The organism is Pantoea sp. SGAir0180, assembly GCF_043546245.1.
In genome coordinates this window covers 1,862,438-1,883,078 of sequence record NZ_CP028071.1, presented here as the reverse complement: position 1 = coordinate 1,883,078, position 20,641 = coordinate 1,862,438, and the positions used below count along the sequence as shown (strand labels likewise).

Here is a 20,641-nt window from a genome sequence, read left to right as displayed (position 1 = left end):
ACTACTTAGACGTGCGTCGGCTGGTTTTGCCGCCTTTCCGACCGGCCTCCCTGGCTCTTTCAGGATCGTTCCTGAAATTACCTCCGCTGGCTTTGCCTCCTGCACTGCCAGCTTCACTGGCGCGATCAGGATCGTTAGCAAAATTTCCGGCTCCACCTCTGTATTTCTGTTGTGTCATAGTCAGACCTCATATCAGTGTTCCGTAAGATAAAAAGGACTAGCTAGTCACACTGTCATTTTAGTTGTTACAGGAAATTATGCCACTCTGCACACGCAGACTTTTTGCGGCTTTCGTAAGTTATTTCCCGAAAAATCAGTAAGTAATATTCTCTTACGGGTGAGCGGCTGTGACGGGATGAGTGACGCTTATCGTTCACCCACTGTCAGAATGGGTTTAATGAAGCATTACCTGGAAAGATGGTCATTAACCTATTGATAAAATTGCCCAAAATGGCGAGTTAAAAATTAGCTGTTACACTTTCTGAATACCTTTCAGGAGTGACTATGAAATTAGGCTTTGCATGCAAGTACTTAAATGCGGACGGCAAGCAGTTCTTTCCCTTTCGCGTCACCACCCGGACACGTTTTCTCAGCCTGGATAAGACGCAGGGCAGCGCACTGCTTTATGAGATCGCGCAAACTAATTTGCAGAATCTGTATTTAACGCTGGAGGCGATAGCGACACAGCCTGATGCGTTAAGAATGATGCGTATTGGCAGCGATTTACTGCCGCTGTACACCGTGCCAGAAGCAAAACCCCTGTTTGCCCGTTTTTTGCCGGAACTGTATCCGCTTTTTGCCCGCTGCGGTGAACTGGCCAGACAGCATAACATTCGTCTGTCATTCCATCCGGGACAGTACAGCGTGCTGGCGTCAGACAATCCTGATGTAGTAACCCGCGCGCTGGAAGATGTGGAATACCATGCCCTGTGCGCCTGCCTGATGGGCTACGGCAAAACCTTTCAGGATTTTAAAATCAACATCCATATGAATGGCAAACGGGGTTTTGACGGGTTTAAACAGGCCTTTCACCGTCTCAGTCCCGAAGCCCGCCTGATGCTGACGGTAGAAAATGATGAGATATCCTGTTCGCTGGACGACGTGCTTCAGGCCCGTGCATTGTGTCCCGTCGTGTTAGACATTCATCATCACTGGGTGAAGGAGAATCAGTTTATTCAGGCCGATGATGTTCGTATTGCCCAAATTACAGAGTCCTGGCGTGGGGTACGGCCAGTATTGCACTATTCCATTTCGCAGGAGGGCCTTATCCCTGAGAAGGGGTTCCCCGATCAGCAGCAACTGGCGGTGCCAAAAACCAAACTGCGGGCGCACTCCGATTATTATTTCAACGCGACGCTCAATGACTGGGCATTGTCGTTTAGCGATTTCGACATTATGTGCGAAGTGAAAATGAAGAACCTGGCCAGAGAAACGCTTTACACGCAGGCAAAAAGTCACAGGCTGGTGGCCTGACAGGACCGGCGGGCAAAAAAAGAAGGGCCGGTGGCCCTTCAGATCATCACAATCCCTTTTTCAGTGGCGGAACGCCGCCTTCGATTTGTGCCTGCTGAGCACCGGAACCGGGGCGGGCATTCCCCAGCAGCGGCTCTTCTCCTAAAATATCCGGCTGCTCTTTCGCGCTAAACTCACCGCGACCGTCGAAGGAGGGGCCTTCACTCCAGCGGCCTTTCGGCAACGGTTTATCCAGTGAGGTATTCAGGCAGTAGTAAGCATGTTCCTGCGCTTCCCCTTCCTGTGGGAAACTGTCCGGGATGGGCAGCGACGCATCCAGGCCGCCTAAATCTTCGATTACCGCCAGCCACTGCTGCTGGTGCATCGTGTCGCGGGCAATCAGGAAAGACAGGAAATCCTTCATGCCTTTATCCTCAGTCAGATTGTACAGGCGCGTCGCCAGTACCCGGCCTGTGGCTTCAGCCGTCACGTTTGCCAGCATATCGGCCGCCACATTGCCGGACGCGTAAATATGGCTCATGTCAAAAGGCATGCCGTTCGCATTCACCGGCAGGGCAGCCAGCCCTGATGACAGGATATGACGGGGATTCATTCCGCCGAGAATCGCATTCACCACGGGATCTTTTGCCGAGGCTTCCTGATAAGAAAGGGGCGCGCCCTCCAGGTTGAGGGCCACCGCATGGCCCAGCATCTCAATATGGCTCAGTTCTTCAGTTGCCGTAGAGATAAGAAGATCTTTGATTCGCGCATCGCCGCGTGCGCCCATGGCCTGGAAGAAGTACTGCATTGCCACACGTATTTCGCCTTCCACGCCACCAATGGCTTGCTGGAGTAACATGGCGAATTCAGGATCGGGTTTCTCTACTCGCACGGGGTACTGCAGCTTTGATGAGTGATGAAACATGGTTATCTCCTGGTTAGTGAGGAATCGATCAACAGCCAAAAGCCTGGTCATGAATGCCAGAGAAATAAAGCGCAGCGAGGTAGGTTTTCTTCATCGCCGCTGCGTTTAACCTGTTGATTTACCGCGAAAGGAGAGGCGAGGTAAGCTGAAAAAAAATAAAAAAAAAGCCCCTGAATCAGGGGCGAATTTTTAGGGAAGGCAAAGCATCCATGCTAATTAGCGTTTCATCACAACTTATCAAAAACGGACATCGCCCGGCGTACGCTGAAGCACAATCTCCAGGGCCTGACGATAGATATCCTGCATGGTCACATCGGTTTCACATTCGAGTTTGTGGATCAAACCCAGCACGATGTCTTTTTCAGAAACGTGAGCCTTATAGGCAGCAAGCTCTGACCAGGTTTCGGCAATCACATCTTTTTCGCTGGTGAAATGGGCACCCGCGTTCATGAAATAGTCTGAAATCTGAGACTCAGTATTCGTTGTCGTTTGCATCATGGCCTCAAAATCGTTAGAAGGAAAAATTTTGCATCTGAAGGTGGAAATCCACTCACCTTCAGATGCGGTGCAAAGCACCTTTCGTTACAAGTGACTTAACATCACGCCGTAAAGTTATACAAAAAAACCAAGTTTGTACAATTTTTTGTATAAAATTTTAAGTGGTCGGATGACTTTTCGGCGCTTATTGCAACATAAAATCTAAAAATATTAACATTTTCTGTTGATTTTTAAGGGGTTATTGAGGATGCTCCTCTGTGCGGCGCCTCTTTGGAAAGTTGTACAACCTTGTACAAGATGGCTTTTCTGAGCGGGCCGGATTGTACAGGCGACGCGGGAACGGATCACTGTCACGCGTGCTGTGTGCGGCGGCGTCCTTCCTGGCGGCAACGTCGACATGGCAGGTTAATAACCCCTGAGCTCAGACGGGGAACCGCGTCTGGCAGGTGAACTCTGCAAACAGGCCGGGGCGGGCGCGTTGCCTGGAAGCGCCGTGTGAATCTGTCGGGAGCCGTGGTCATAATTTACTTTCTTATGAACGCGCAGGGCGTTAAGGTTTACGCCTCTTGAATCACAAGGACATGATAATGGTTAACGACTATTTTTCACTGCCGCCCGCGGGCATGACGCAGGAACAACACAAACGTACGGTCGCCGTTGCGGCGGCGCTGGCAGTGGCAAAAGAGTCAGTCAGCGCCTCGACGTCAGCGAATGGCTCTAAAGCAACCTGGGATTTGCAGGCCGTGGCAAACGAAATTGCCAATCTGGCGGATGCGATTCAGGATGCGCTGGAGGCCGACAGCACCGTGTAATCTCCCTGCCTGACGGGATGCGCGACGCTGATTGCCTTCACGTGCCAGCCGTCAGGCACGGCGACCTGGCGGGCGCAGGGCGGATTAAGGAACGTGAGCGTCAGCTGTCCGCCAGCCGGATCTCCCGGTTATATTCACGACAGACAGCTACGCAGCGATCCGGATGCCGCTCACATCGCGTACAGGAAAAGCGGCACCGTCACGACAGGGCCACGCCGCCCGGCCACGGACACTCACGCAGTGCGGGCTTAAGGCACGCGGTGGGTGTTATCAAACCCGGCCAACAGGCGGGACATTTTTGCCTGGGGCGTGGTGTCAACGCCGTCTTTACCGCCGTCTGCCTGGCCCATCCAGCTCTCGTCGGCTTCCGGATGCGGTCCGGTTAACACAACCGTGCCTTTTCCATACGTATAGTGGGCGATAGCGACGTCACCATTCCGGTAAAAGGCCAGAGGGGTAAAACCATCCCGGGCTTGATTGCCCTCAAGGTACGGACCGTCCTGATAATAGAACCGCGTTGGCTGACGCTGCCAGTCAACGCGAATCGTGTAATCGCCCTCATCAGCAATGCCCGAGCCTGGACGGCCCACTTCCGATTCCAGCGGTGAGCTAATCAGCCCCAGCCACTGACTGTCTGCCAGGTAGGCCCCCATGCAAAGGCCCAGGAACCCCTTGCCGCTGCGAACAAACTGTCGAATAGCCCGGACGCCTTCCTCTCCCAGTGCGGCATAAGCCGCGGGAATATCCTGACCGCCGCCAGGCTGAATATAGAGATCAAACTGACGCAGGTTCTGTGCCGTCAGCCTGAGCGTTTCATGCTCGCCGATGTACGTTGTGCGAACCGGCCGGGTGAGGCCGTGGAGCGATTTCACCACCATTTCCGAACAGCCGTCACATCCTGCCGCGCCGCGATAAACGGCGATGTTCAGCGGCGGCGGGACAGCCAGCACTGCGCCGGGCATCAGGCTTAAGGCAAGCAGCAGGGCGGTCAGTCTTCCGTTACGGGGGCGAAGGATTGCATGATAAGCCAGCCTCATAGGTTATTTCCTGTCGGTTAAATAACGTGGGTATGCACGGCGTAATCCCGGCCAGTCGCCTGTGCTCAGGCAGGCGTGCTGGCGGTAAATCGGTGACTTGAGCAAGCGCTCAATTTAGGGAAGTGACGGATGCCTGTCAACGGGTTTATTGACCTGACAAACCTTTTCAGCGGCGTGATACAGCCCGTACAGACAGGCCATATCACGTGTTAACGCCGTTACGGTCGCTTAGTTTTCATAACCTGAGGCGATAATTTTTGCGGCGCTGGCCAGCACATCCTTACGCGAGGCCGCGTGTTTGTCGGTCTGCGTGTAGTAGGTCACCAGCACCAGCGGGGCATGATGCGGTGGCCAGATCACGGCGATGTCGTTGGTGGTGCCGTAATCACCGCTGCCGGTTTTATCCGCGACCACCCAGTCAGCAGGCAGACCCGCACGTATGCTGTAGGTGCCGGTTGTATTGCCCTTCATCCAGTCGGCTAACTGCTGGCGTTGAGCAGGTGCCAGCGCCGTGCCTAAAACCAGTTTTTGCAGGCTCTGCGCCATCGCTGTCGGTGACGTTGTATCACGTGTATCACCCGGAATAGCGGTATTAAGCGTGGGCTCGGTTCGATCGAGACGAAACGTGTTATCGCCGATGCTGCGGGCGAAGGCGGTCACGGCATGCGGCCCGCCAAGGCGCGTCAGCAGTTTATTCATCGCCGCGTTGTCGCTGTATTGCAAGGCCGCCGCACTGAGTTCTGCCACGGTCATCGTGCCGCCCACCTGTTTTTCGGTCACGGGGTTGTAATTCACCAGGTCGGCGTGACGAATCGCGATGTTTTCATTCAGCAGGCCTTGTGCGGTTTCCGCTTTCTTCAGAATGGCCGCCACCGTAAAGACTTTACTGGTGCTGCAAAGGGGAAAACGTTCGTTACCACGATAAGTAAAAACAGAACCATCACCGGTGTCGATCGCCGCCACGCCTAAGCGTCCGCCTGCGGCGTGTTCCAGCTGCCGGACAGGTTGCGCTAACAATGCGTCATTGAAATGGGCCTCGGCGACAAAAGGGACCGCCAGCGCCAGTAGGGTTGCCGCTGCACAGATGCGCAGCCGGGGAGCCGTAGCCATATAAACCTCCGTTAATGTGTATCTGCATTCAGACATACCCGGCACCTCACCGCCTCAGGAAGCGGGGCGTGCTGAGCGAAACGTGTAAAATGCGCCCCTCGTGAAACTTATGTCAGTTTCTGCCACCTGATGCCCCCGTTATGACACGAAGGTCGCGTTATTGCGGGACATATCGCCTGTCAAAAGTGTGACGAGGGAAAGAGTAAGGGATTTCAAATTATCGACAAGCGAGATAATTTGAGAGAAGCCAAAAGAATTTCTGGGGTTAACAATGAAAAATGATGTTCCGCTTAATGCACTCCGGGCCTTTTATGCTTCGGCCCGGTACCTGAATTTTACTCACGCAGGTATGGCACTTTTCGTCTCGCAGGCGGCCGTGAGCCAGCAGGTCAGGCTACTTGAAGAGCGGCTGGGCGTGACGTTATTCCGGCGCTTACCGCGTGGACTGGAGATGACGGACGAGTCCCGGCTGCTGTTTGCCGAGGTGTCCGAGGCGTTCACCCAGCTTGAAAAAGCCTGGCGCCGGTTTGAAGGGGGTGAATACCGCGAAGTGATGACACTCGCCTGTGTCGGGACCTTTGCGCTGGGCTGGCTGCTGCCGCGTCTGGATGCCTTTCATCAGCAGCATCCTGCGCTGGAAGTGAACGTGCGCACCCATAATAACGTCGTGAATCTGGCGGGCGAAGGCATCGATTATGCCATTCGCTTTGGAACGGGGGCCTGGCCTGCAACGCACAACGAACCGCTGTTTACCGCACCGCTGACTGCGCTTTGCCGGCCGGATATCGCCCGTCGGCTGCAGCAGCCCGGCGATCTGTTACGGGAAACGCTGCTGCGTTCTTATCGCGCGGATGAGTGGGGTAACTGGTTCACTGCGGCAAATATCACGCCCCCCAGAATGACTGGTCCGGTTTTCGACTCCTCGCGGCTGATGGTCGAGGCAGCGGTTCAGACGGGCGGTGTCGCGCTGGTGCCGGTCTGCATGTTTCAGCGGGAGCTGGAGGCGGGCATCCTGGTGCGGCCTTTTGACATTGAGATTGATGTCGGTGGCTACTGGTTAACCTGGCTGCGATCAAAAACGCTGACGCCATCAATGGAGATATTTCGCGAATGGATAAGGCAGCAGGTAAATGGCTGACCGGATCGGTCACAAGCCCATGCGCCCCACACGCCGCTCAGGTTACGGTTGCCGGCGGAAAGCGCAGGGCGAGTCAGGCGCGCGGTGACGTTATCCCGGCATGATGACGGCGCAGGGTTAACCGATGATGCCTGCGCGGACATTGTGCGTATTCATCACGCGGGCGGAGGCAACGTATTATCCTGCCATGCGGGCAAAACAGCGCGACGTTTTTTATTTTCTGAGATGAATCAGCCAGAGGATAAACTCACTGTTATTTCTCACGCCTACTTTCTGCATGATTTTTTGCTTAAGATAATAGATGACGTGTACAGGTGAAGCCATCTGGTACGCGATCTGGTTAACCGTCATACCGGTCATAAAAAGCCAGCTTAAAGAAAGTTCCTGCTCGGTTAAATAGACCTTTTTTCCCTGTGTACTTTTCAATTCCATCTTTATTTTGCCTCTCAATGCTTTTTTCAATGCCACGGTGATAGCCGTGTTTGGCGGTAATGCAGGCATGATAGGCAAACGTGTTGGATATCACAGTATAAATCATTTCACGTTATCTTATTTTTTTAACTATATGATTATTGTCACTTTTAATCCGAATGAGACACGTTCACATCACAAAAGATGAACGTTGTATCCGGCGATCCTGTCTTCATTTTTGCAAAAAAGATCGGCTGTAGTGATTTTCCCGTCATAAAGGGCGAGCGTACAGCGTGAAACAGCGCTGGCAAATCAGACCCCGTTTATCGCCTGCTATTTTGACGCCTTTTTCGGACTTGCTTAGGGCTATTTTTATCACTATGCACGGTCAGGCGGTTGTTTATTTCCGTTATCGTCTGCGCGCCGCTTGTACGCTTAGCCGATTGATGTTGCTAACGCTGTCAGCATTATTTCCGCCCGGGTTGTGCGGCGAATAAATACGCGCCGCTAACGGGCAGCGTTCCGTGCTTTTTAAACATCCGTTCAGCGAAGAGAAGAATTCTGCATGCGCCGGCGAAAAAACAACCGGTACGGTTAATGGCTGCACAGGCCTGTCATAAGGCGGTGAAAAGGGCAGAAAAAAATATCCATCCACATCAACTGGTTTACATAAACCTCTCCGGTTTCGCTTGATCGCACTGGCGGATCGCGATTACTGTAATTATATACAGTAATTTGGCGTGAGAGGTGAATATGGAATTTATCAGGCCAGCAAAAGTGAGCACGCCTTTGCAATTACCGCTGTTTGTCGAGCGGGTGCCGTGCGGTTTTCCGTCTCCGGCGCAGGACTACGTTGAGCAGCGGATTGATTTGAACAAGCTCATCGTTCAGCATCCCAGTTCGACATACTTTGTGCGCGTCAGTGGAGAATCGATGTCCGGAGCGGGCATTAACGACGGCGATATGCTGGTGGTGGACAGCGCACTGGTGGCTTCTCATGGCGATATTGTGGTGGCCGCGATTGAGGGCGAATTTACCGTCAAGCGGCTTCAGCTTCAGCCCTGCCTGCAACTGATGCCAATGAACCGTCAGTTCAAACCCATTGTGATTAGCACAGAAGACGCGCTCGAAGTGTTTGGCGTTGTGACCTATGTGATCAAGTCGGTTTATTAATCATGTTTGCGCTGGTTGATGTGAACAATTTTTATGCCTCCTGTGAAACGGTGTTTCGACCGGATCTCAAGGGCAAGCCCATTATTGTGCTCTCTAACAACGATGGCTGTGTGATTGCGCGTAATGCCGAAGCCAAAGCCCTTGGCGTCACCATGGCCGTGCCGTTTTTTAAAATGCGAGAAATCATTGCCCGCCATAACGTGCAGGTCTTTAGCTCTAACTATGCGCTGTATGCGGATATGAGCACCCGGGTCATGACGCTACTGGAGGAAATGGCCCCGTCGGTAGAAATTTATTCGATTGATGAGGCCTTTCTGGATTTAACCGGCGTCAGCCACTGCATGTCGCTTGATACCCTGGGGCACCAGATTAAAAAACGCATCAAAAAAGAAATTCATCTTAACGTCTGTGTCGGGATTGCCCCTACCAAGACGCTGGCGAAGCTGGCGAATTTTGCGGCCAAAAAATGGGCAGGCTACACCAACGGTGTGGTCGATCTGTCCGATCCGGTGCGCCAGCAAAAACTGCTGGCGAAGGTGCCGGTCAAGGATATCTGGGGCGTTGGCCGCCGTCTCAGCCAGCGGCTTGAGGAGATGGGGATAACCTCGGCCGCAGACCTGGCGCGTCAGCGTCCCAGCCTGATTCGTAAGAATTTCAGCGTGGTGCTGGAACGCACGGTCAGAGAATTATGCGGTGAACCCTGTCAGGATTTAGAAGCCCTCGAACCCACCAAACAGCAGATCATGTGCTCACGTTCTTTCAGTAGCCGTCTTTCAGACTATGCACAGGTGCGTGAGGCAGTCTGTACCTATGCCGAACGTGCCGCCGAAAAACTGCGGAAAGAAAAACAGTACTGCCGACAAATCGGGGTGTTTCTGCGCACCAGCCCCCATGCCGTTGGTGAAAACTTTTACGGTAATCAGGCCACTGGTCAGTTACTGACGCCGTCGCACGATACGCGCGACATTATCCGGGTGGCGACCGACATGCTGGACTACATCTGGATCGCGGGCCACCGCTATATCAAAGCGGGCGTTGTCCTGAGCGACTTCTTTGACCACGGTGTGACTCAATTGGATTTGTTTGATGAGCGACCGGTCAACCCGGGCCGTAACGATCTGATGCAGGTTATCGATCAGATCCACAAAGCGGGCAAGGGGAAAATGTGGTTCGCCGGACAGGGGACAGAGAAGCGCTGGGCGATGAAGCGCGAAATGCTGTCGCCAGCTTATACCACGCGCATCAGCGATCTGCCGGTGGTGAAGTAAGGCGCGGGCAGGGATGACAGCAACAGAATGCTCTTATAAGGGGGCCGTTTGGGCTGCCGCTCGGTTTAAATCTGGCGTTGTGGTCTAGGCTAAAACAGGTATCCATCCCCTTAAGGAGAGCTTTGTCATGTCAGAACTCAGTAAATCGCCGGTGGCAGATCGGGCCGAACATCACGCCTTTTTTCCTTCTGCCTACTCACTTGACCAGTTCACCCGTCCCACATCTGATCTCGGTGATGCCGACTATCCCCAGCCGTATTCAGGGAATAAAAAGGTCCTGGTGATCTGCACCGACGAGCGCTATCTGCCGCTTGATAACGACACCCTGTTTTCCACCGGTAACCATCCGATTGAAACGCTGCTTCCGATGTATCACCTGTATCAGGCCGGTTTCCAGTTTGATGTGGCGACGTTGTCCGGGCAGATGGTGAAGTTTGAACACTGGGCGATGCCCCAGCAGGATGAGGTGGTCATTGGCTTTTACAATCACTGCCTGTCGCTGTTTCGTTCCCCGCTGACGCTGAACGCTGTCGTTCAGTCACTGACGCCCCGGTCAGAGTACGCAGGCGTCTTTATTCCGGGCGGTCACGGCGCGCTGATAGGGCTGCCCGAAAGTGAAGCCGTCGCTGAGGTGATCCGCTGGACGCTGGCCAACGATCGTCACCTGATTTCGCTGTGCCATGGCCCGGCTGCCTTTCTTGCTCTGGACAAAGGCGACAATCCGCTTAATGGCTATAAAATTTGCGCCTTCCCCGATGCGACCGACAAACAAACACCGGATATCGGCTACATGCCGGGACAGTTAACCTGGTTCTTTGGGGAGAAACTTCAGGCCATGGGACTGACGCTGGTTAACAGCGATATTAAAGGGACCGTGCATAAAGATCGCCGGGTACTGACGGGCGACAGTCCCTTTGCGGCGAACGCGCTCGGTAAACTGGCGGCAGACGAGCTGCTTAAAGCCAACGCCTGATCGGCCTGCTTTTTATCCCACCACGGCATCGCCTGCACCGCACTTTGTGCAGACGATGCGCCGGGGTGGGATTCGGGTGTACTTGCACCCGGTGCCTGAGATACAATCGTTCTGCCTATCGTTTCCGGGTAATGTCGGAAATGCAGCCTCTCAAACTGGTCGTCATGAGCAGCCAACAATCCACAGCGAATAAACAAAAAGAACGCGGCAGGCCCAGAGAATTTGATATCGAACAGGCTCTGGACCAGGCGATGATCGTGTTCCGGCAAAAAGGATATCATGCCGCCTCGCTTCACGATTTGAGTGAGGCAATGCAGCTTTCTGTCGGTAGTATCTACAAAGCGTTTCAGGACAAGCGATCGTTGTTCCTGCTGGTTTTTCAGCGTTACATCACGCTCCGCAACGAGGATCTGCGCGGACGCCTGGCCCGCTTTTCGACCGGCCGCGCAAAGTTAAGTGAACTACTCCAGTTTTATCTGGATTCTTCCCGGTCAACGGAAGGGCGGACCGGCTGTCTGGTCGTAGGCAGTGCTATTGAATTACAGGTGCTGGATGCGGAGCTGTCACAACAGGTTACACAGGTTATCTTCCGCAATAAGGCCTTTCTGATGTCACTCTTGCAGGAAGGGCAGCATGATGGCTCCATCAGGCGCGACCTGGATGTGGAGACGGCTGCAGGACTGATTTTGCGTATTGCCTTTGGTATGCGTGTTACCGGCAAGGTGGCGGATGTACACGATGAACAGGCTACGATTGCGCTGGCCCTGAAAATCCTGGATTAATCTTTGCTCATTTAGGAAGTAAATATTCCCTTATGTCATCCATGCAGGGTGGCCGGTCACCCACGGGCTGCCAGACACAGGCACAGTGTGCCTTCTCTAAAACACTTTGCTGTTACAGAAAAAGTAAAATTTGAGGATTATGCGTGAAACATGACAGGGCAAACATCGGTGAAGAGATTCACGCGCTTTTAGGGCGCGTTGTGTCAGACATCCTGCAGCCGGGTAAAACGCTCACACTGCAGGAAATTATTGGTGCGTTGCACCAGCAAAGTCTCCAGACAAGCTGTAAAACGACCCGACAGATCTGCGAAGAGGCTATCCGTATCCTAGCGCATAAACTCCATTAATGACGACGGGCTGAAGCAAGGAAGCCTGTACGGCCGTCACGTCACAGTAACGACAGCAGCAACAATAATGCCAGCAGCAGCAGCGAAAAGGCCGCAACGGCTTCGCAACGATGCCCCGTCCCGTCACGGCAGTCACTGGCCGTCTTAACGACCAAACAGCAACCCAATCAGTTCACGGCAAAGGCGCTCTTCTTCCTGACTGGCTGACAGCTCAAGACGGCGCAGCAGTTTAGTGCAGATAGACTTACGGTTCACGTTCTGACCGGCGCGTAAAATATCTACCACGATTTGCCCCAGCATTTCCTGCTGTGAAGGGAGACCCGCCGCAGAAAAATAGCGGGAGATATCGTCGGCGCTCTGCGGTAAGCGATGATTGCGTTGCATAGATGTTCTCGGGTGGTTCAAAAGTAGTCAGTTGAAAGTAGCGTAAAGTTATACAATAGAATAAAACTTGTACAGCTATTTTCGCAGAAAAAGTGCGCGGCGCGATTCAGGCGGGGACAAGGAGAAGGGCGGAAAGCGGACACAGAGAGAATACAGACAGTTAGCACGCAGTAAACGCGGACGCATCCGGCGCCCGCGAAGCGCGGTATCGCACTAACCTGTCAGCGTTAATGCTCGGTCACATTGGCGGGAACCTGGCCCGTTACTACCATCCAGTTGAGTTCGGCCCGCTCGCGCGTGGCCACGTTAATAAAGCTTTTCAGCCATTTACGCGCATCGGCGATCAGGAGCACGCGCTCATCGTCGCTTTCATGGTCCGCCATCGTGCTGAGCTGGCGAATCAGTGAAACCACCGTGATCTCCTCATTCTGTAGTGCCAGGTTCACCGCAGCTTCACCAATAATCTTATGACCGGTAGCCTCATCGTGAAAATTCATATGCACCTCCTGAGAGTGAGTGAGAATGTCGTCGACCCAGTGATTAGTTTAGTAAAAGGAATGAATAGCGATAGTGTGATTTCATTCGGTGATACCTATCAAAGAAAATATTAAAAAAAGTGAACTTTCATACCGCAGGCTAACACCTTAATAAGCGAGCGAAAATTTATACAGACCCGTTTTATCCGCCAGAATTGAAGTGATTAAACCACTAGATAGTGGCGAACTGGCCTGAAATTACGATAGGTCCCTGACACGGTGACCTGGCCGTCAGCGGCATTCCGGACCGCAACCTGACGCTGTAAATAAAATGTCCATAAGAAAGAGATGCTAATGTGTTTGTATTGTCGCAAAGCAAAGTGAGAGGGAATGAAAAAGGCCATAACAGGCGAGCGCCTGTGTCAGAAAGACAAAAGGATATATGAGCCATGAACATGCCGTGTAAGTCGTTATTACACTGTTTTCGACGATCTGTTATTTCCGGATAAAAAGATATTGAGAGGGTGAAGCAATGAAGAGGCGGCAGGAAATAAAAAAGCCGCCCTGATCAGGCGGCAACGCTGTTATTTTGGCACTTCGGAAACGGCTTTAACGTCCGCTTTATTAATCTGCTGTTTCACACCATTGGCATCGGTATAACCCAGTAAACCGGCATCAGATTCAGACGGCTTACCGTCGCTGATAATAGTGCGGCCATCGTTGGTATGAATAGCGTAGCTTGTGCGGGTACAACCTGTTAATGCGGTCATGCCGATCAAAACTGCCAGCGGTAAAATCAGAGTCTTCTTCATATTATCCACCTTATTTCTGTGATTGAGTCCGTTAGTTATCAAGTTCACTCATATTGCTGATCTGATCGCGATTAATTTGTTCGGTTTTGCCTGTCTGGGCGTCACGATAGGACACCAGCCCCGTATCGCTGTCAATGTGAGGCTTACCATCGGTCACTATTGTACGGCCGTCTGACGTTTTAATGGACTGGTTGGAAGAACAACCGGCTAACGTTGCCAGAGAGAGGGCAAGCAAAACGGCAGCTGACAGGGATTTAGTATGCATTTCATCTCCTTGAAGTGGACCTTGAATTAAACAGCATAGTCGCTTTTGAGAATTTTGCAGGGCGGTGAGCGAAACAATAAACGCACTTGCGCAGAAAAAGCGCGAATAGCTAAAGCGTATTTATTCCTCTCAGAAATTTCACATTTAGCGCCTGCGGTTTGGTATTTAGTCTGCGGCCCTTTACGCTCGTTGACAGGTTAACGAAAAAAAGGAATCGAGAATGAAATGGCAAATGGGTGCAGTTGCAGCGTTATTAATGGGTTCCGTTGCTTGTGCGGCAGAAACAACCGCGATGAAGAATCCGCTGAGTGTACACGTATTAAATCTGGAGACCGGCACGCCGACTCCCGGTATTTCTGTTGACCTCGAACATAAAGAACAGGGCAAGTGGGTTAAGCTTTCCTCAGGGGTAACCGATAAAAACGGCAGAATTAGTGCACTATTCCCGACAGATAAACAATATGAAACGGGCGATTATAAAGTTGTATTTAAAACGGGAGATTATTATCAGAAGGTTCAGCACGCGTCCTTTTTCCCGGAAATTCCGGTGATATTTCACATGGACAAAAGTGAATCGCATTACCATATTCCATTGCTGCTGAGCCCGTACGGCTATTCTACCTATCGCGGTAATTAATCCTCACCGGCAACGCCTGAATACCCGGTTGTTGCCGGTCTCTTTCGCCCCCTCCGCCCTGGTCATCGCCGCGCGATGTCGCGTTTTCCCGACCAAACCCTGGCTTTGCAGTCTTCACCTTGCCACGTCCGGACAAAAAAACTTTTGCTGCTACGGGTGCGATCATCGGTTAAATTGCCCCTCTGTGCCGGAACGGTTAACCTGCCGCTGCCGGAACCTTCATACCGAACAAAGCAGGGCGCGTTGTGCCTGCTTTACGTACAGGAGAATCGCTGATGCGAAAAGGATTAACTGTGGTTGCCATGGTCATGCTGTCAGGCTGCAGCCTGATGCACAAATCGTCGCCCGCGCCAGAAACGTTACACTATCGCTGTGGCACCTTGCCGCTCACCGTCACCCTGGATAACGCTAAAGATCAGGTCAGCTTTATCATGGATGGCAAACCGCTGACGCTGATGCAAACCGTTTCTGCCTCCGGGGCCCGCTACAGCGACGGACAGTATGTTTTCTGGTCTAAAGGAAACGGTGCTTTTATTGAGCGCAACGATAAAATCATCGTGAATGACTGCGAGCTGCAACCGGCTGGTTAACGTTATCTGAGTGAGTGTGCATGATGAGTGATAATGAAATGCTGCAAAACATTGCCCACCTGCGTCGTGAATACACGCGCGGTGGTCTGCGTCGTAACGATTTGCCGGATAATCCGCTGGCGCTGTTCGAAAGCTGGTTAAAGCAGGCCTGCGAGGCACAATTGCCCGATCCTACAGCCATGACGGTAGCCACGGTCGATGAACAAGGCCAGCCTTATCAGCGTATCGTGCTGTTGAAGCATTATGATGAGCAGGGCATGGTGTTCTATACCAACCTCGGCAGCCGTAAAGCACAACATCTGGCCAACAATCCGCGTATTTCGCTGCATTTCCCGTGGCATTTTCTGGAGCGCCAGGTCATGGTGCTGGGCGAAGTCGAAAAACTGTCGCCGCTGGACGTCCTGAAATATTTCAGCAGCCGCCCGCGTGACAGCCAGATCGGTGCCTGGGTTTCGCGTCAGTCCAGCCGGATTTCTGCCCGTGGTGTGCTGGAAGCGAAGTTTCTGGAACTGAAGCAGAAATTCCAGCAGGGCGATGTGCCGCTGCCCAGTTTTTGGGGCGGCTATCGGGTAAAATTTAACACCATGGAGTTCTGGCAAGGGGGCGAACATCGCCTTCACGATCGTTTCCTCTACCAACGGGATAACGACGGCTGGAAAATTGACCGACTCGCCCCGTAAAACTGCGCTTTCCCCTTATCAGCGCTGGCACAGAAGCCGTCAGCGCTTTATGCTATAGCCCTCATTTTTTTCTTCCGCAACTCAGCGGAAAGCTGTGTACCAGCCTAGGTGCAGTCTGATCAATTTGGAGTCAGTGATGACCAGCAGTAACCTGATACAACAATTGCAAGAACGGGGCCTGATCGCCCAGGTGACGGATGAAGACGCGTTAGTCGAGAAACTGGCGCAAGGGCCAATTTCGCTCTATTGCGGCTTTGACCCCACTGCTGACAGCTTGCACTTGGGCCATCTGGTACCGCTGCTCTGCCTGAAACGTTTTCAGGACGCCGGACACAGGCCGGTGGCGCTGGTGGGCGGCGCAACCGGTCTGATTGGCGATCCCAGTTTTAAAGCGGCAGAGCGTAAGCTCAACACCAGCGAAACCGTCGGTGAATGGGTCGAAAAAATCCGTAAACAGGTTGCGCCATTCCTGGATTTTGACTGTGGGGCGAACAGTGCGATTGCGGCCAACAACTATGACTGGTTTGGCAATATGAACGTGCTGACCTTCCTGCGTGACATTGGTAAACACTTCTCGGTTAACCAGATGATCAACAAGGAAGCGGTCAAACAGCGTCTGAACCGTGACGACCAGGGGATCTCGTTTACCGAATTCTCCTACAACCTGTTGCAGGGCTATGATTTTGCCTGCCTGAACGAACTGCACGGCGTAACGCTGCAGATCGGCGGCTCGGACCAGTGGGGCAACATCACTTCCGGTATCGATCTGACACGTCGTCTGCATCAGAACCAGGTGTTTGGTCTGACCGTTCCTCTGATCACCAAATCGGACGGCACCAAGTTCGGTAAGACCGAAGGCGGCGCGGTCTGGCTGGATGCTAAGAAAACCAGCCCGTACAAGTTCTACCAGTTCTGGATCAACACCGCCGATGCGGATGTTTACCGTTTCCTGAAATTCTTCACGTTCCTGAGCATTGAAGAGATTACTGCCCTGGAAGAAGAAGATAAAAACAGCGGAACCGCGCCGCGTGCACAGTATGTCCTGGCCGAGCAGGTTACGCGCCTGGTTCATGGCGAAGAGGGGCTGGCAGCCGCGAAACGCATCACGGAAAGTCTGTTCTCCGGTGCGCTCAGTGACATGACCGAGGCCGATTTCGAACAGCTGGCGCAGGACGGCATGCCCACCATCACGCTGTCTGCTGAGGACGATCTGCAGCAGGCACTGGTTAAAGCGGAGCTGGTACCCTCACGCGGCCAGGCGCGCACCATGATTGGCTCAAATGCCGTATCGCTGAACGGTGAGAAGCAGTCTGATGCAGAATACCGCTTCCGCGACAGCGACAAGCTGTTTAACCGCTTCACGTTATTACGCCGCGGTAAAAAACATTACTGCCTGATCAACTGGCAGTAGCTTTTCAGGGCCGGTTTCCGGCCCTTTTTTATGGCAAGGCACGACAGGGTAAAAAAGTGAAAAACGTTTTAGCAATTCAGTCGCACGTGGTGTTTGGTCATGCAGGCAATGCGGCGGCAGAGTTCCCGATGCGCCGTATGGGCGTGAACGTCTGGCCGCTGAATACCGTGCAGTTTTCCAATCATACGCAGTATGGGCACTGGACCGGCACCGTCATGCCGGCGTCGCATCTCACCGACATTGTCAAAGGCATCGCCGATATCGACCGCCTGAAAACCTGTGATGCGGTGTTAAGCGGCTATCTGGGATCGGCCGAACAGGGCGAAAAGATTCTGGACATCGTGCATCAGGTAAAAGCCGCCAACCCCGAGGCCTGGTATTTTTGCGATCCGGTCATGGGGCATCCGGAAAAGGGCTGCATTGTGGCACCGGGCGTGGCGGAGTTTCACTGCAAAATGGCGCTACCGGCCAGCGATATCATCGCGCCAAATCTGCTGGAGCTGGAAATGCTCAGCGAACGCACGGTAACCAGTGTCGAATCCGCCGTTGAGGCTGCCCGCCTGCTGATCACGCAGGGGCCAAAAGTGGTGCTGATTAAGCATCTGGCACGGGCAGGACGCCGCAGCGATCGCTTTGAAATGCTGCTGGTCACCGCCGACGAAGCCTGGCACATCAGCCGTCCGCTGGTGGACTTTGGCGTTCGCCAGCCTGTAGGCGTGGGCGATTTAACCAGCGGCTTATTGCTGGTCGATCTGCTGCACGGACAGTCGCTGCAGGCGGCGCTGGAGCACGTCACGGCCGCCGTCTATGAAGTGATGCTGAAAACGCATGAGATGGGGGAATATGAGCTGCAGTTGGTTGCCGCGCAGGACGCTATTGCCCGGCCAACGCACTATTTTCCGGCAGAGAAGCTGTAAAAAAAGGGCCGGTAACGGCCCTGATCGTGTCAGATAAGGCCTTCCGCTTTTAGCGCGGCCTGAACCGATGGCCGTTCTTCAACGCGCGCAAACCACTGTTGCAGGTGGCTCAACGCGCTGACATCCAGGTTCAGCGCTTTCGCCCAGCGCGTCACCACATACAGATAAGCATCCGCGACGCTGAAATGCACGCCCATCAGCCAGGGCTTGTCCTGCAGTTCACCGTTTACCCAGGCAAATTTTGCCTCCAGCTGACGGCGCACCAGCGCTTTGTACTCGTCGGGCGCATCGTTGCGGAACAGCGGTGAAAAACTCTTATGTAACTCACTGCTGATGTAGCCGAGCCACTCAATAGTGTGATAACGCGTCAGGCTGCCGACGGGGGCCAGAAGATGACGATCGGGCTTGAGATCGGCCAGGTACTGCACAATCGCCGCGCCTTCAGTCAGGACATTACCCTCACTCAATTGCAGCGCCGGTACCTGACCCTTGGGGTTGATTTGACGAAAATCATCCCCGCGCTCGGTGAGCTTGGTTTGCAGGTCGACATTTACCTGAGTGAAATCCAGCCCACATTCACGCAGAACAATATGGGGTGAAAGAGAACAGGCACCAGCTTTACAAAACAGTTTCATCATGAAGCCACCATGTTGCGAGTCGTGTTTGCATAGTAATCCCCTGTGGCAGAATTACCAGTTATTAGCATGAGTAATCTACCAGGAACCGATCGGCGACAAAAACAAAAAAACCGGGCAAGGCCCGGTTTTTGCTGCGTGTCAAAATCGCACTCAGGCTTTTTCCGCTTCCGTCGTCTGCGTCATACGGTTCAGCAGCGGGGCCGTCACCAGCATCAGCACAGCGATGACGGCGGTGGCAATCCCGATCTGCTGGAACACTTTGCCGTACGTGACCAGCGAAATCAGCGGATCGGTAACGTTTTCAGGCACCGCCATCAGGTTGGCCACTTTACCGGCAATGACGGCAGCACCCGCGGTGGTCAGGAACCATGAGCCCATGATAAAGCCCATCAGGCGCTGTGGAACCAGCTGTGCCACCATCGCCAGGCCCAGTCCCGAAATCATCAGTTCGCCGATACTTTGCAGGCCATAGCTGAGAATGAGCCAGTTCAGGGACACGATACCGGCATCGCTGGCAAATTTCGCGCCGACAGGCAATACCAGGAACGCGGCAGAACACAGCACCATGCCGATAGCGAACTTGTGCGGCATCGGCAGCTTGTCGCCCAGCTTGTTATACACGGCTGCCAGAATGGGGCTGGCCAGCATAATCCAGAACGGGTTCAGCGCCTGGAACTGCTCTGGCGCAAAGGTAATGCCAAAAAGGGTGTGCTCAACGTTACGAATCGCAAAGAAGTTCAGCGACGTAGGCATCTGCATGTAAAGCACGAAGAAAACGATGGCTTCGACCATCAGCAGGAAAGCGACAATCATACGGCGACGTGCCGCGCCCTTCAGTGCGAAGGCTTCTTTGGCAAAGATCACCATAATGCCCAGCGCAATCAGGCCCAGCAGAATACGGGCAATGGCCTGATGGTGCAGCATCCAGTTAGCCAGGGCGATCAACACCACAATACCTGCCAGCGTCATCAGCAGTTTGCCGAACTGGAGTGGGGCAAAGTCCGGTTTGGAACCAAAGTCTTTCACCAGGCGCTTACAGAACAGGAAGTTAAGCAGCGTGATGACCAGGCCGATCACCGACAGCGAAAACGCCACGTTATAGCCATATTTTTCGGCTAACCACGGCGTCAGCATCATTGAAAACAGTGAGCCGATGTTGATGGACATGTAGAACATTGTAAAGGCGCCATCAATGCGCGGATCGTCTTTCTCGTAGCAGGTGGAAAGCAGGGAAGAGGGGTTCGCTTTAAACAAGCCGCTGCCCACCGCAATAGTCGCCATACCGATATAGACGACGCTGACATTATGACCGGAGAAGGCGACAAGCGCGTAGCCGATGGCCAGCACCAGTACACCCAGCACGATAACGCGTTTGGTGCCCAACACTTTATCGCCCAGCCAGCCGCCGATAGCGACCAGACCATAAACCAGTGCGCTAAAGGACGAGAACAGGGTAATGGAGTCGGACTCCGACATGCCCAGCTGTCGAACCAGATAGACGGCCATAATGGCCTGCAGGCCGTAGTAGCCAAAACGTTCCCATAATTCGATTGAAAAGATCAGGTAAAACGCTTTGGGCTGTTTAAAAGCATTAAGGCTGACGGCCTCGTCGGTGTGTTTGTTTGCAGTTGACACTTGTACCTCTGTTATTTCATATCCTGCGTCGTGACAGGCATTCCGTCCGCGCCATGTGATCACACCATGGGCCAGATTTTTATTAGATGGGAAAAACGGCGACTAATTTGGCTGAATAAAGGCGGCAGGGCAAGCGTTTTCTACCTTCTGCCAGACAGGGTCAATATGGTGTTAAAACCTAAATAAATATTACTGATTGAAATTTTGTCATGTTTTCAGGTTTTTTATTGGTTCAAAATACCTGCGTGGAGCTTTTAAGATCGTCAATAA

At 53.1% G+C, this 20,641-nt stretch carries 25 protein-coding genes; 13 read left to right on the top strand and 12 right to left on the bottom strand.

Features of this window, described 5'->3' with window-relative positions; all coding sequences use genetic code 11:
* Nucleotide 1: 1 nt before the first annotated feature.
* Nucleotides 2-178 carry a con-10 family general stress protein gene (locus tag C1N58_RS08790; RefSeq protein ID WP_072021692.1) on the bottom strand — a complete coding sequence of 59 codons (177 nt, stop codon included), beginning with the start codon at nt 176-178 and terminating at the stop codon, nt 2-4.
* A 326-nt stretch (nt 179-504) separates the two neighbouring features.
* Between C1N58_RS08790 and C1N58_RS08785 the strand changes: the two genes are divergently transcribed.
* Nucleotides 505-1,473, top strand: a complete 969-nt coding sequence (locus C1N58_RS08785; RefSeq protein WP_394564803.1) for an apurinic/apyrimidinic endonuclease family protein — start codon at nt 505-507, stop codon at nt 1,471-1,473.
* A 46-nt stretch (nt 1,474-1,519) separates the two neighbouring features.
* Here C1N58_RS08785 and C1N58_RS08780 read toward each other — a convergent pair whose 3' ends face one another.
* Both C1N58_RS08780 and C1N58_RS08775 read right to left on the bottom strand, forming a co-directional pair.
* Nucleotides 1,520-2,377 carry a manganese catalase family protein gene (locus C1N58_RS08780; protein ID WP_039340546.1) on the bottom strand — a complete coding sequence of 286 codons (858 nt, stop codon included), beginning with the start codon at nt 2,375-2,377 and terminating at the stop codon, nt 1,520-1,522.
* 237 nt (nt 2,378-2,614) lie between these two features.
* Complete coding sequence (locus tag C1N58_RS08775) at nt 2,615-2,872, bottom strand: biofilm development regulator YmgB/AriR family protein (RefSeq protein ID WP_033741464.1); 258 nt, start codon at nt 2,870-2,872, stop codon at nt 2,615-2,617.
* 590 nt (nt 2,873-3,462) lie between these two features.
* Here C1N58_RS08775 and C1N58_RS08770 point away from each other — a divergent pair.
* Nucleotides 3,463-3,687: a hypothetical protein gene (locus C1N58_RS08770; protein WP_394549517.1), complete on the top strand. Its 225-nt coding sequence runs from the start codon at nt 3,463-3,465 to the stop codon at nt 3,685-3,687.
* A gap of 248 nt (nt 3,688-3,935) precedes the next feature.
* On the opposite strand, the gene C1N58_RS08765 is transcribed toward C1N58_RS08770, so the two are convergent.
* A complete protein-coding gene (locus C1N58_RS08765) occupies nt 3,936-4,724 on the bottom strand; it encodes a BPL-N domain-containing protein (protein WP_394549516.1) in 789 nt (262 codons plus the stop codon).
* A 228-nt stretch (nt 4,725-4,952) separates the two neighbouring features.
* Nucleotides 4,953-5,834, bottom strand: a complete 882-nt coding sequence (bla, locus tag C1N58_RS08760; RefSeq protein ID WP_205955257.1) for a class A beta-lactamase — start codon at nt 5,832-5,834, stop codon at nt 4,953-4,955.
* 271 nt (nt 5,835-6,105) lie between these two features.
* On the opposite strand from bla, the gene C1N58_RS08755 reads away from it, so the two are divergent.
* The gene (locus tag C1N58_RS08755; RefSeq protein WP_162285647.1) at nt 6,106-6,972 is read left to right on the top strand and encodes a LysR family transcriptional regulator; all 867 of its coding nucleotides are present in this window, start codon (nt 6,106-6,108) and stop codon (nt 6,970-6,972) included.
* A gap of 213 nt (nt 6,973-7,185) precedes the next feature.
* Here C1N58_RS08755 and C1N58_RS08750 read toward each other — a convergent pair whose 3' ends face one another.
* On the bottom strand, nt 7,186-7,473 hold the full coding sequence (locus C1N58_RS08750) for a helix-turn-helix transcriptional regulator (RefSeq protein ID WP_394564802.1): 288 nt from the start codon (nt 7,471-7,473) through the stop codon (nt 7,186-7,188).
* A 663-nt stretch (nt 7,474-8,136) separates the two neighbouring features.
* Here C1N58_RS08750 and umuD point away from each other — a divergent pair.
* From umuD to C1N58_RS08725, 5 genes are all read left to right on the top strand, one after another.
* A complete protein-coding gene (umuD, locus tag C1N58_RS08745; RefSeq protein WP_033741198.1) occupies nt 8,137-8,556 on the top strand; it encodes a translesion error-prone DNA polymerase V autoproteolytic subunit in 420 nt (139 codons plus the stop codon).
* A gap of 2 nt (nt 8,557-8,558) precedes the next feature.
* Complete coding sequence (gene umuC, locus C1N58_RS08740) at nt 8,559-9,824, top strand: translesion error-prone DNA polymerase V subunit UmuC (protein ID WP_394549515.1); 1,266 nt, start codon at nt 8,559-8,561, stop codon at nt 9,822-9,824.
* Nucleotides 9,825-9,951: 127 nt separating this feature from the next.
* Nucleotides 9,952-10,797, top strand: coding sequence for a glyoxalase III HchA (gene hchA, locus C1N58_RS08735; RefSeq protein WP_394549514.1), 846 nt, complete (start codon nt 9,952-9,954; stop codon nt 10,795-10,797).
* Nucleotides 10,798-10,937: 140 nt separating this feature from the next.
* Nucleotides 10,938-11,579: a TetR/AcrR family transcriptional regulator gene (locus C1N58_RS08730; protein ID WP_394564801.1), complete on the top strand. Its 642-nt coding sequence runs from the start codon at nt 10,938-10,940 to the stop codon at nt 11,577-11,579.
* 143 nt (nt 11,580-11,722) lie between these two features.
* Nucleotides 11,723-11,926, top strand: a complete 204-nt coding sequence (locus C1N58_RS08725) for a hypothetical protein (RefSeq protein WP_394549512.1) — start codon at nt 11,723-11,725, stop codon at nt 11,924-11,926.
* Nucleotides 11,927-12,070: 144 nt separating this feature from the next.
* Here the strand turns inward: C1N58_RS08725 and ycgZ are convergent, their stop codons facing one another.
* The 4 genes from ycgZ to C1N58_RS08705 form a co-directional block, all read right to left on the bottom strand.
* Complete coding sequence (gene ycgZ, locus C1N58_RS08720; protein WP_033741208.1) at nt 12,071-12,310, bottom strand: regulatory protein YcgZ; 240 nt, start codon at nt 12,308-12,310, stop codon at nt 12,071-12,073.
* Between the two features lie 227 nt (nt 12,311-12,537).
* Nucleotides 12,538-12,807, bottom strand: coding sequence for a hypothetical protein (locus C1N58_RS08715; protein ID WP_033741209.1), 270 nt, complete (start codon nt 12,805-12,807; stop codon nt 12,538-12,540).
* A 563-nt stretch (nt 12,808-13,370) separates the two neighbouring features.
* A complete protein-coding gene (locus tag C1N58_RS08710; protein ID WP_033741210.1) occupies nt 13,371-13,598 on the bottom strand; it encodes a YgdI/YgdR family lipoprotein in 228 nt (75 codons plus the stop codon).
* Nucleotides 13,599-13,629: 31 nt separating this feature from the next.
* Nucleotides 13,630-13,863, bottom strand: coding sequence for a YgdI/YgdR family lipoprotein (locus C1N58_RS08705; protein ID WP_054633875.1), 234 nt, complete (start codon nt 13,861-13,863; stop codon nt 13,630-13,632).
* Between the two features lie 220 nt (nt 13,864-14,083).
* Between C1N58_RS08705 and uraH the strand changes: the two genes are divergently transcribed.
* From uraH to pdxY, 5 genes are all read left to right on the top strand, one after another.
* Nucleotides 14,084-14,500: a hydroxyisourate hydrolase gene (gene uraH, locus C1N58_RS08700; RefSeq protein ID WP_006119009.1), complete on the top strand. Its 417-nt coding sequence runs from the start codon at nt 14,084-14,086 to the stop codon at nt 14,498-14,500.
* Nucleotides 14,501-14,775: 275 nt separating this feature from the next.
* Nucleotides 14,776-15,090 carry an MliC family protein gene (locus tag C1N58_RS08695; RefSeq protein ID WP_394564800.1) on the top strand — a complete coding sequence of 105 codons (315 nt, stop codon included), beginning with the start codon at nt 14,776-14,778 and terminating at the stop codon, nt 15,088-15,090.
* A gap of 23 nt (nt 15,091-15,113) precedes the next feature.
* Nucleotides 15,114-15,770, top strand: coding sequence for a pyridoxamine 5'-phosphate oxidase (pdxH, locus tag C1N58_RS08690; RefSeq protein ID WP_033741468.1), 657 nt, complete (start codon nt 15,114-15,116; stop codon nt 15,768-15,770).
* A 136-nt stretch (nt 15,771-15,906) separates the two neighbouring features.
* Nucleotides 15,907-17,181: a tyrosine--tRNA ligase gene (gene tyrS, locus C1N58_RS08685; RefSeq protein WP_110267562.1), complete on the top strand. Its 1,275-nt coding sequence runs from the start codon at nt 15,907-15,909 to the stop codon at nt 17,179-17,181.
* 56 nt (nt 17,182-17,237) lie between these two features.
* Nucleotides 17,238-18,098, top strand: coding sequence for a pyridoxal kinase PdxY (gene pdxY / locus C1N58_RS08680; protein ID WP_006119013.1), 861 nt, complete (start codon nt 17,238-17,240; stop codon nt 18,096-18,098).
* Nucleotides 18,099-18,127: 29 nt separating this feature from the next.
* Here the strand turns inward: pdxY and gstA are convergent, their stop codons facing one another.
* Nucleotides 18,128-18,733, bottom strand: a complete 606-nt coding sequence (gene gstA / locus C1N58_RS08675) for a glutathione transferase GstA (protein WP_172912631.1) — start codon at nt 18,731-18,733, stop codon at nt 18,128-18,130.
* A 153-nt stretch (nt 18,734-18,886) separates the two neighbouring features.
* Nucleotides 18,887-20,371 carry a dipeptide/tripeptide permease DtpA gene (gene dtpA, locus C1N58_RS08670; RefSeq protein WP_033741223.1) on the bottom strand — a complete coding sequence of 495 codons (1,485 nt, stop codon included), beginning with the start codon at nt 20,369-20,371 and terminating at the stop codon, nt 18,887-18,889.
* Nucleotides 20,372-20,641 lie beyond the last annotated feature (270 nt).

Excerpts from the sequence above, each read along its gene's own strand:
- C1N58_RS08790 (WP_072021692.1), bottom strand. The coding sequence starts at position 178 with ATGACACAACAGAAATACAGAGGTGGAGCCGGAAATTTTGCTAACGAT.
- C1N58_RS08785 (WP_394564803.1), top strand. The coding sequence starts at position 505 with ATGAAATTAGGCTTTGCATGCAAGTACTTAAATGCGGACGGCAAGCAG.
- C1N58_RS08780 (WP_039340546.1), bottom strand. The coding sequence starts at position 2,377 with ATGTTTCATCACTCATCAAAGCTGCAGTACCCCGTGCGAGTAGAGAAA.
- C1N58_RS08775 (WP_033741464.1), bottom strand. The coding sequence starts at position 2,872 with ATGCAAACGACAACGAATACTGAGTCTCAGATTTCAGACTATTTCATG.
- C1N58_RS08770 (WP_394549517.1), top strand. The coding sequence starts at position 3,463 with ATGGTTAACGACTATTTTTCACTGCCGCCCGCGGGCATGACGCAGGAA.
- C1N58_RS08765 (WP_394549516.1), bottom strand. The coding sequence starts at position 4,724 with ATGAGGCTGGCTTATCATGCAATCCTTCGCCCCCGTAACGGAAGACTG.
- bla (WP_205955257.1), bottom strand. The coding sequence starts at position 5,834 with ATGGCTACGGCTCCCCGGCTGCGCATCTGTGCAGCGGCAACCCTACTG.
- C1N58_RS08755 (WP_162285647.1), top strand. The coding sequence starts at position 6,106 with ATGAAAAATGATGTTCCGCTTAATGCACTCCGGGCCTTTTATGCTTCG.
- C1N58_RS08750 (WP_394564802.1), bottom strand. The coding sequence starts at position 7,473 with ATGCCTGCATTACCGCCAAACACGGCTATCACCGTGGCATTGAAAAAA.
- umuD (WP_033741198.1), top strand. The coding sequence starts at position 8,137 with ATGGAATTTATCAGGCCAGCAAAAGTGAGCACGCCTTTGCAATTACCG.
- umuC (WP_394549515.1), top strand. The coding sequence starts at position 8,559 with ATGTTTGCGCTGGTTGATGTGAACAATTTTTATGCCTCCTGTGAAACG.
- hchA (WP_394549514.1), top strand. The coding sequence starts at position 9,952 with ATGTCAGAACTCAGTAAATCGCCGGTGGCAGATCGGGCCGAACATCAC.
- C1N58_RS08730 (WP_394564801.1), top strand. The coding sequence starts at position 10,938 with ATGCAGCCTCTCAAACTGGTCGTCATGAGCAGCCAACAATCCACAGCG.
- ycgZ (WP_033741208.1), bottom strand. The coding sequence starts at position 12,310 with ATGCAACGCAATCATCGCTTACCGCAGAGCGCCGACGATATCTCCCGC.
- C1N58_RS08715 (WP_033741209.1), bottom strand. The coding sequence starts at position 12,807 with ATGAATTTTCACGATGAGGCTACCGGTCATAAGATTATTGGTGAAGCT.
- C1N58_RS08710 (WP_033741210.1), bottom strand. The coding sequence starts at position 13,598 with ATGAAGAAGACTCTGATTTTACCGCTGGCAGTTTTGATCGGCATGACC.
- C1N58_RS08705 (WP_054633875.1), bottom strand. The coding sequence starts at position 13,863 with ATGCATACTAAATCCCTGTCAGCTGCCGTTTTGCTTGCCCTCTCTCTG.
- uraH (WP_006119009.1), top strand. The coding sequence starts at position 14,084 with ATGAAATGGCAAATGGGTGCAGTTGCAGCGTTATTAATGGGTTCCGTT.
- C1N58_RS08695 (WP_394564800.1), top strand. The coding sequence starts at position 14,776 with ATGCGAAAAGGATTAACTGTGGTTGCCATGGTCATGCTGTCAGGCTGC.
- pdxH (WP_033741468.1), top strand. The coding sequence starts at position 15,114 with ATGAGTGATAATGAAATGCTGCAAAACATTGCCCACCTGCGTCGTGAA.
- tyrS (WP_110267562.1), top strand. The coding sequence starts at position 15,907 with ATGACCAGCAGTAACCTGATACAACAATTGCAAGAACGGGGCCTGATC.
- gstA (WP_172912631.1), bottom strand. The coding sequence starts at position 18,733 with ATGAAACTGTTTTGTAAAGCTGGTGCCTGTTCTCTTTCACCCCATATT.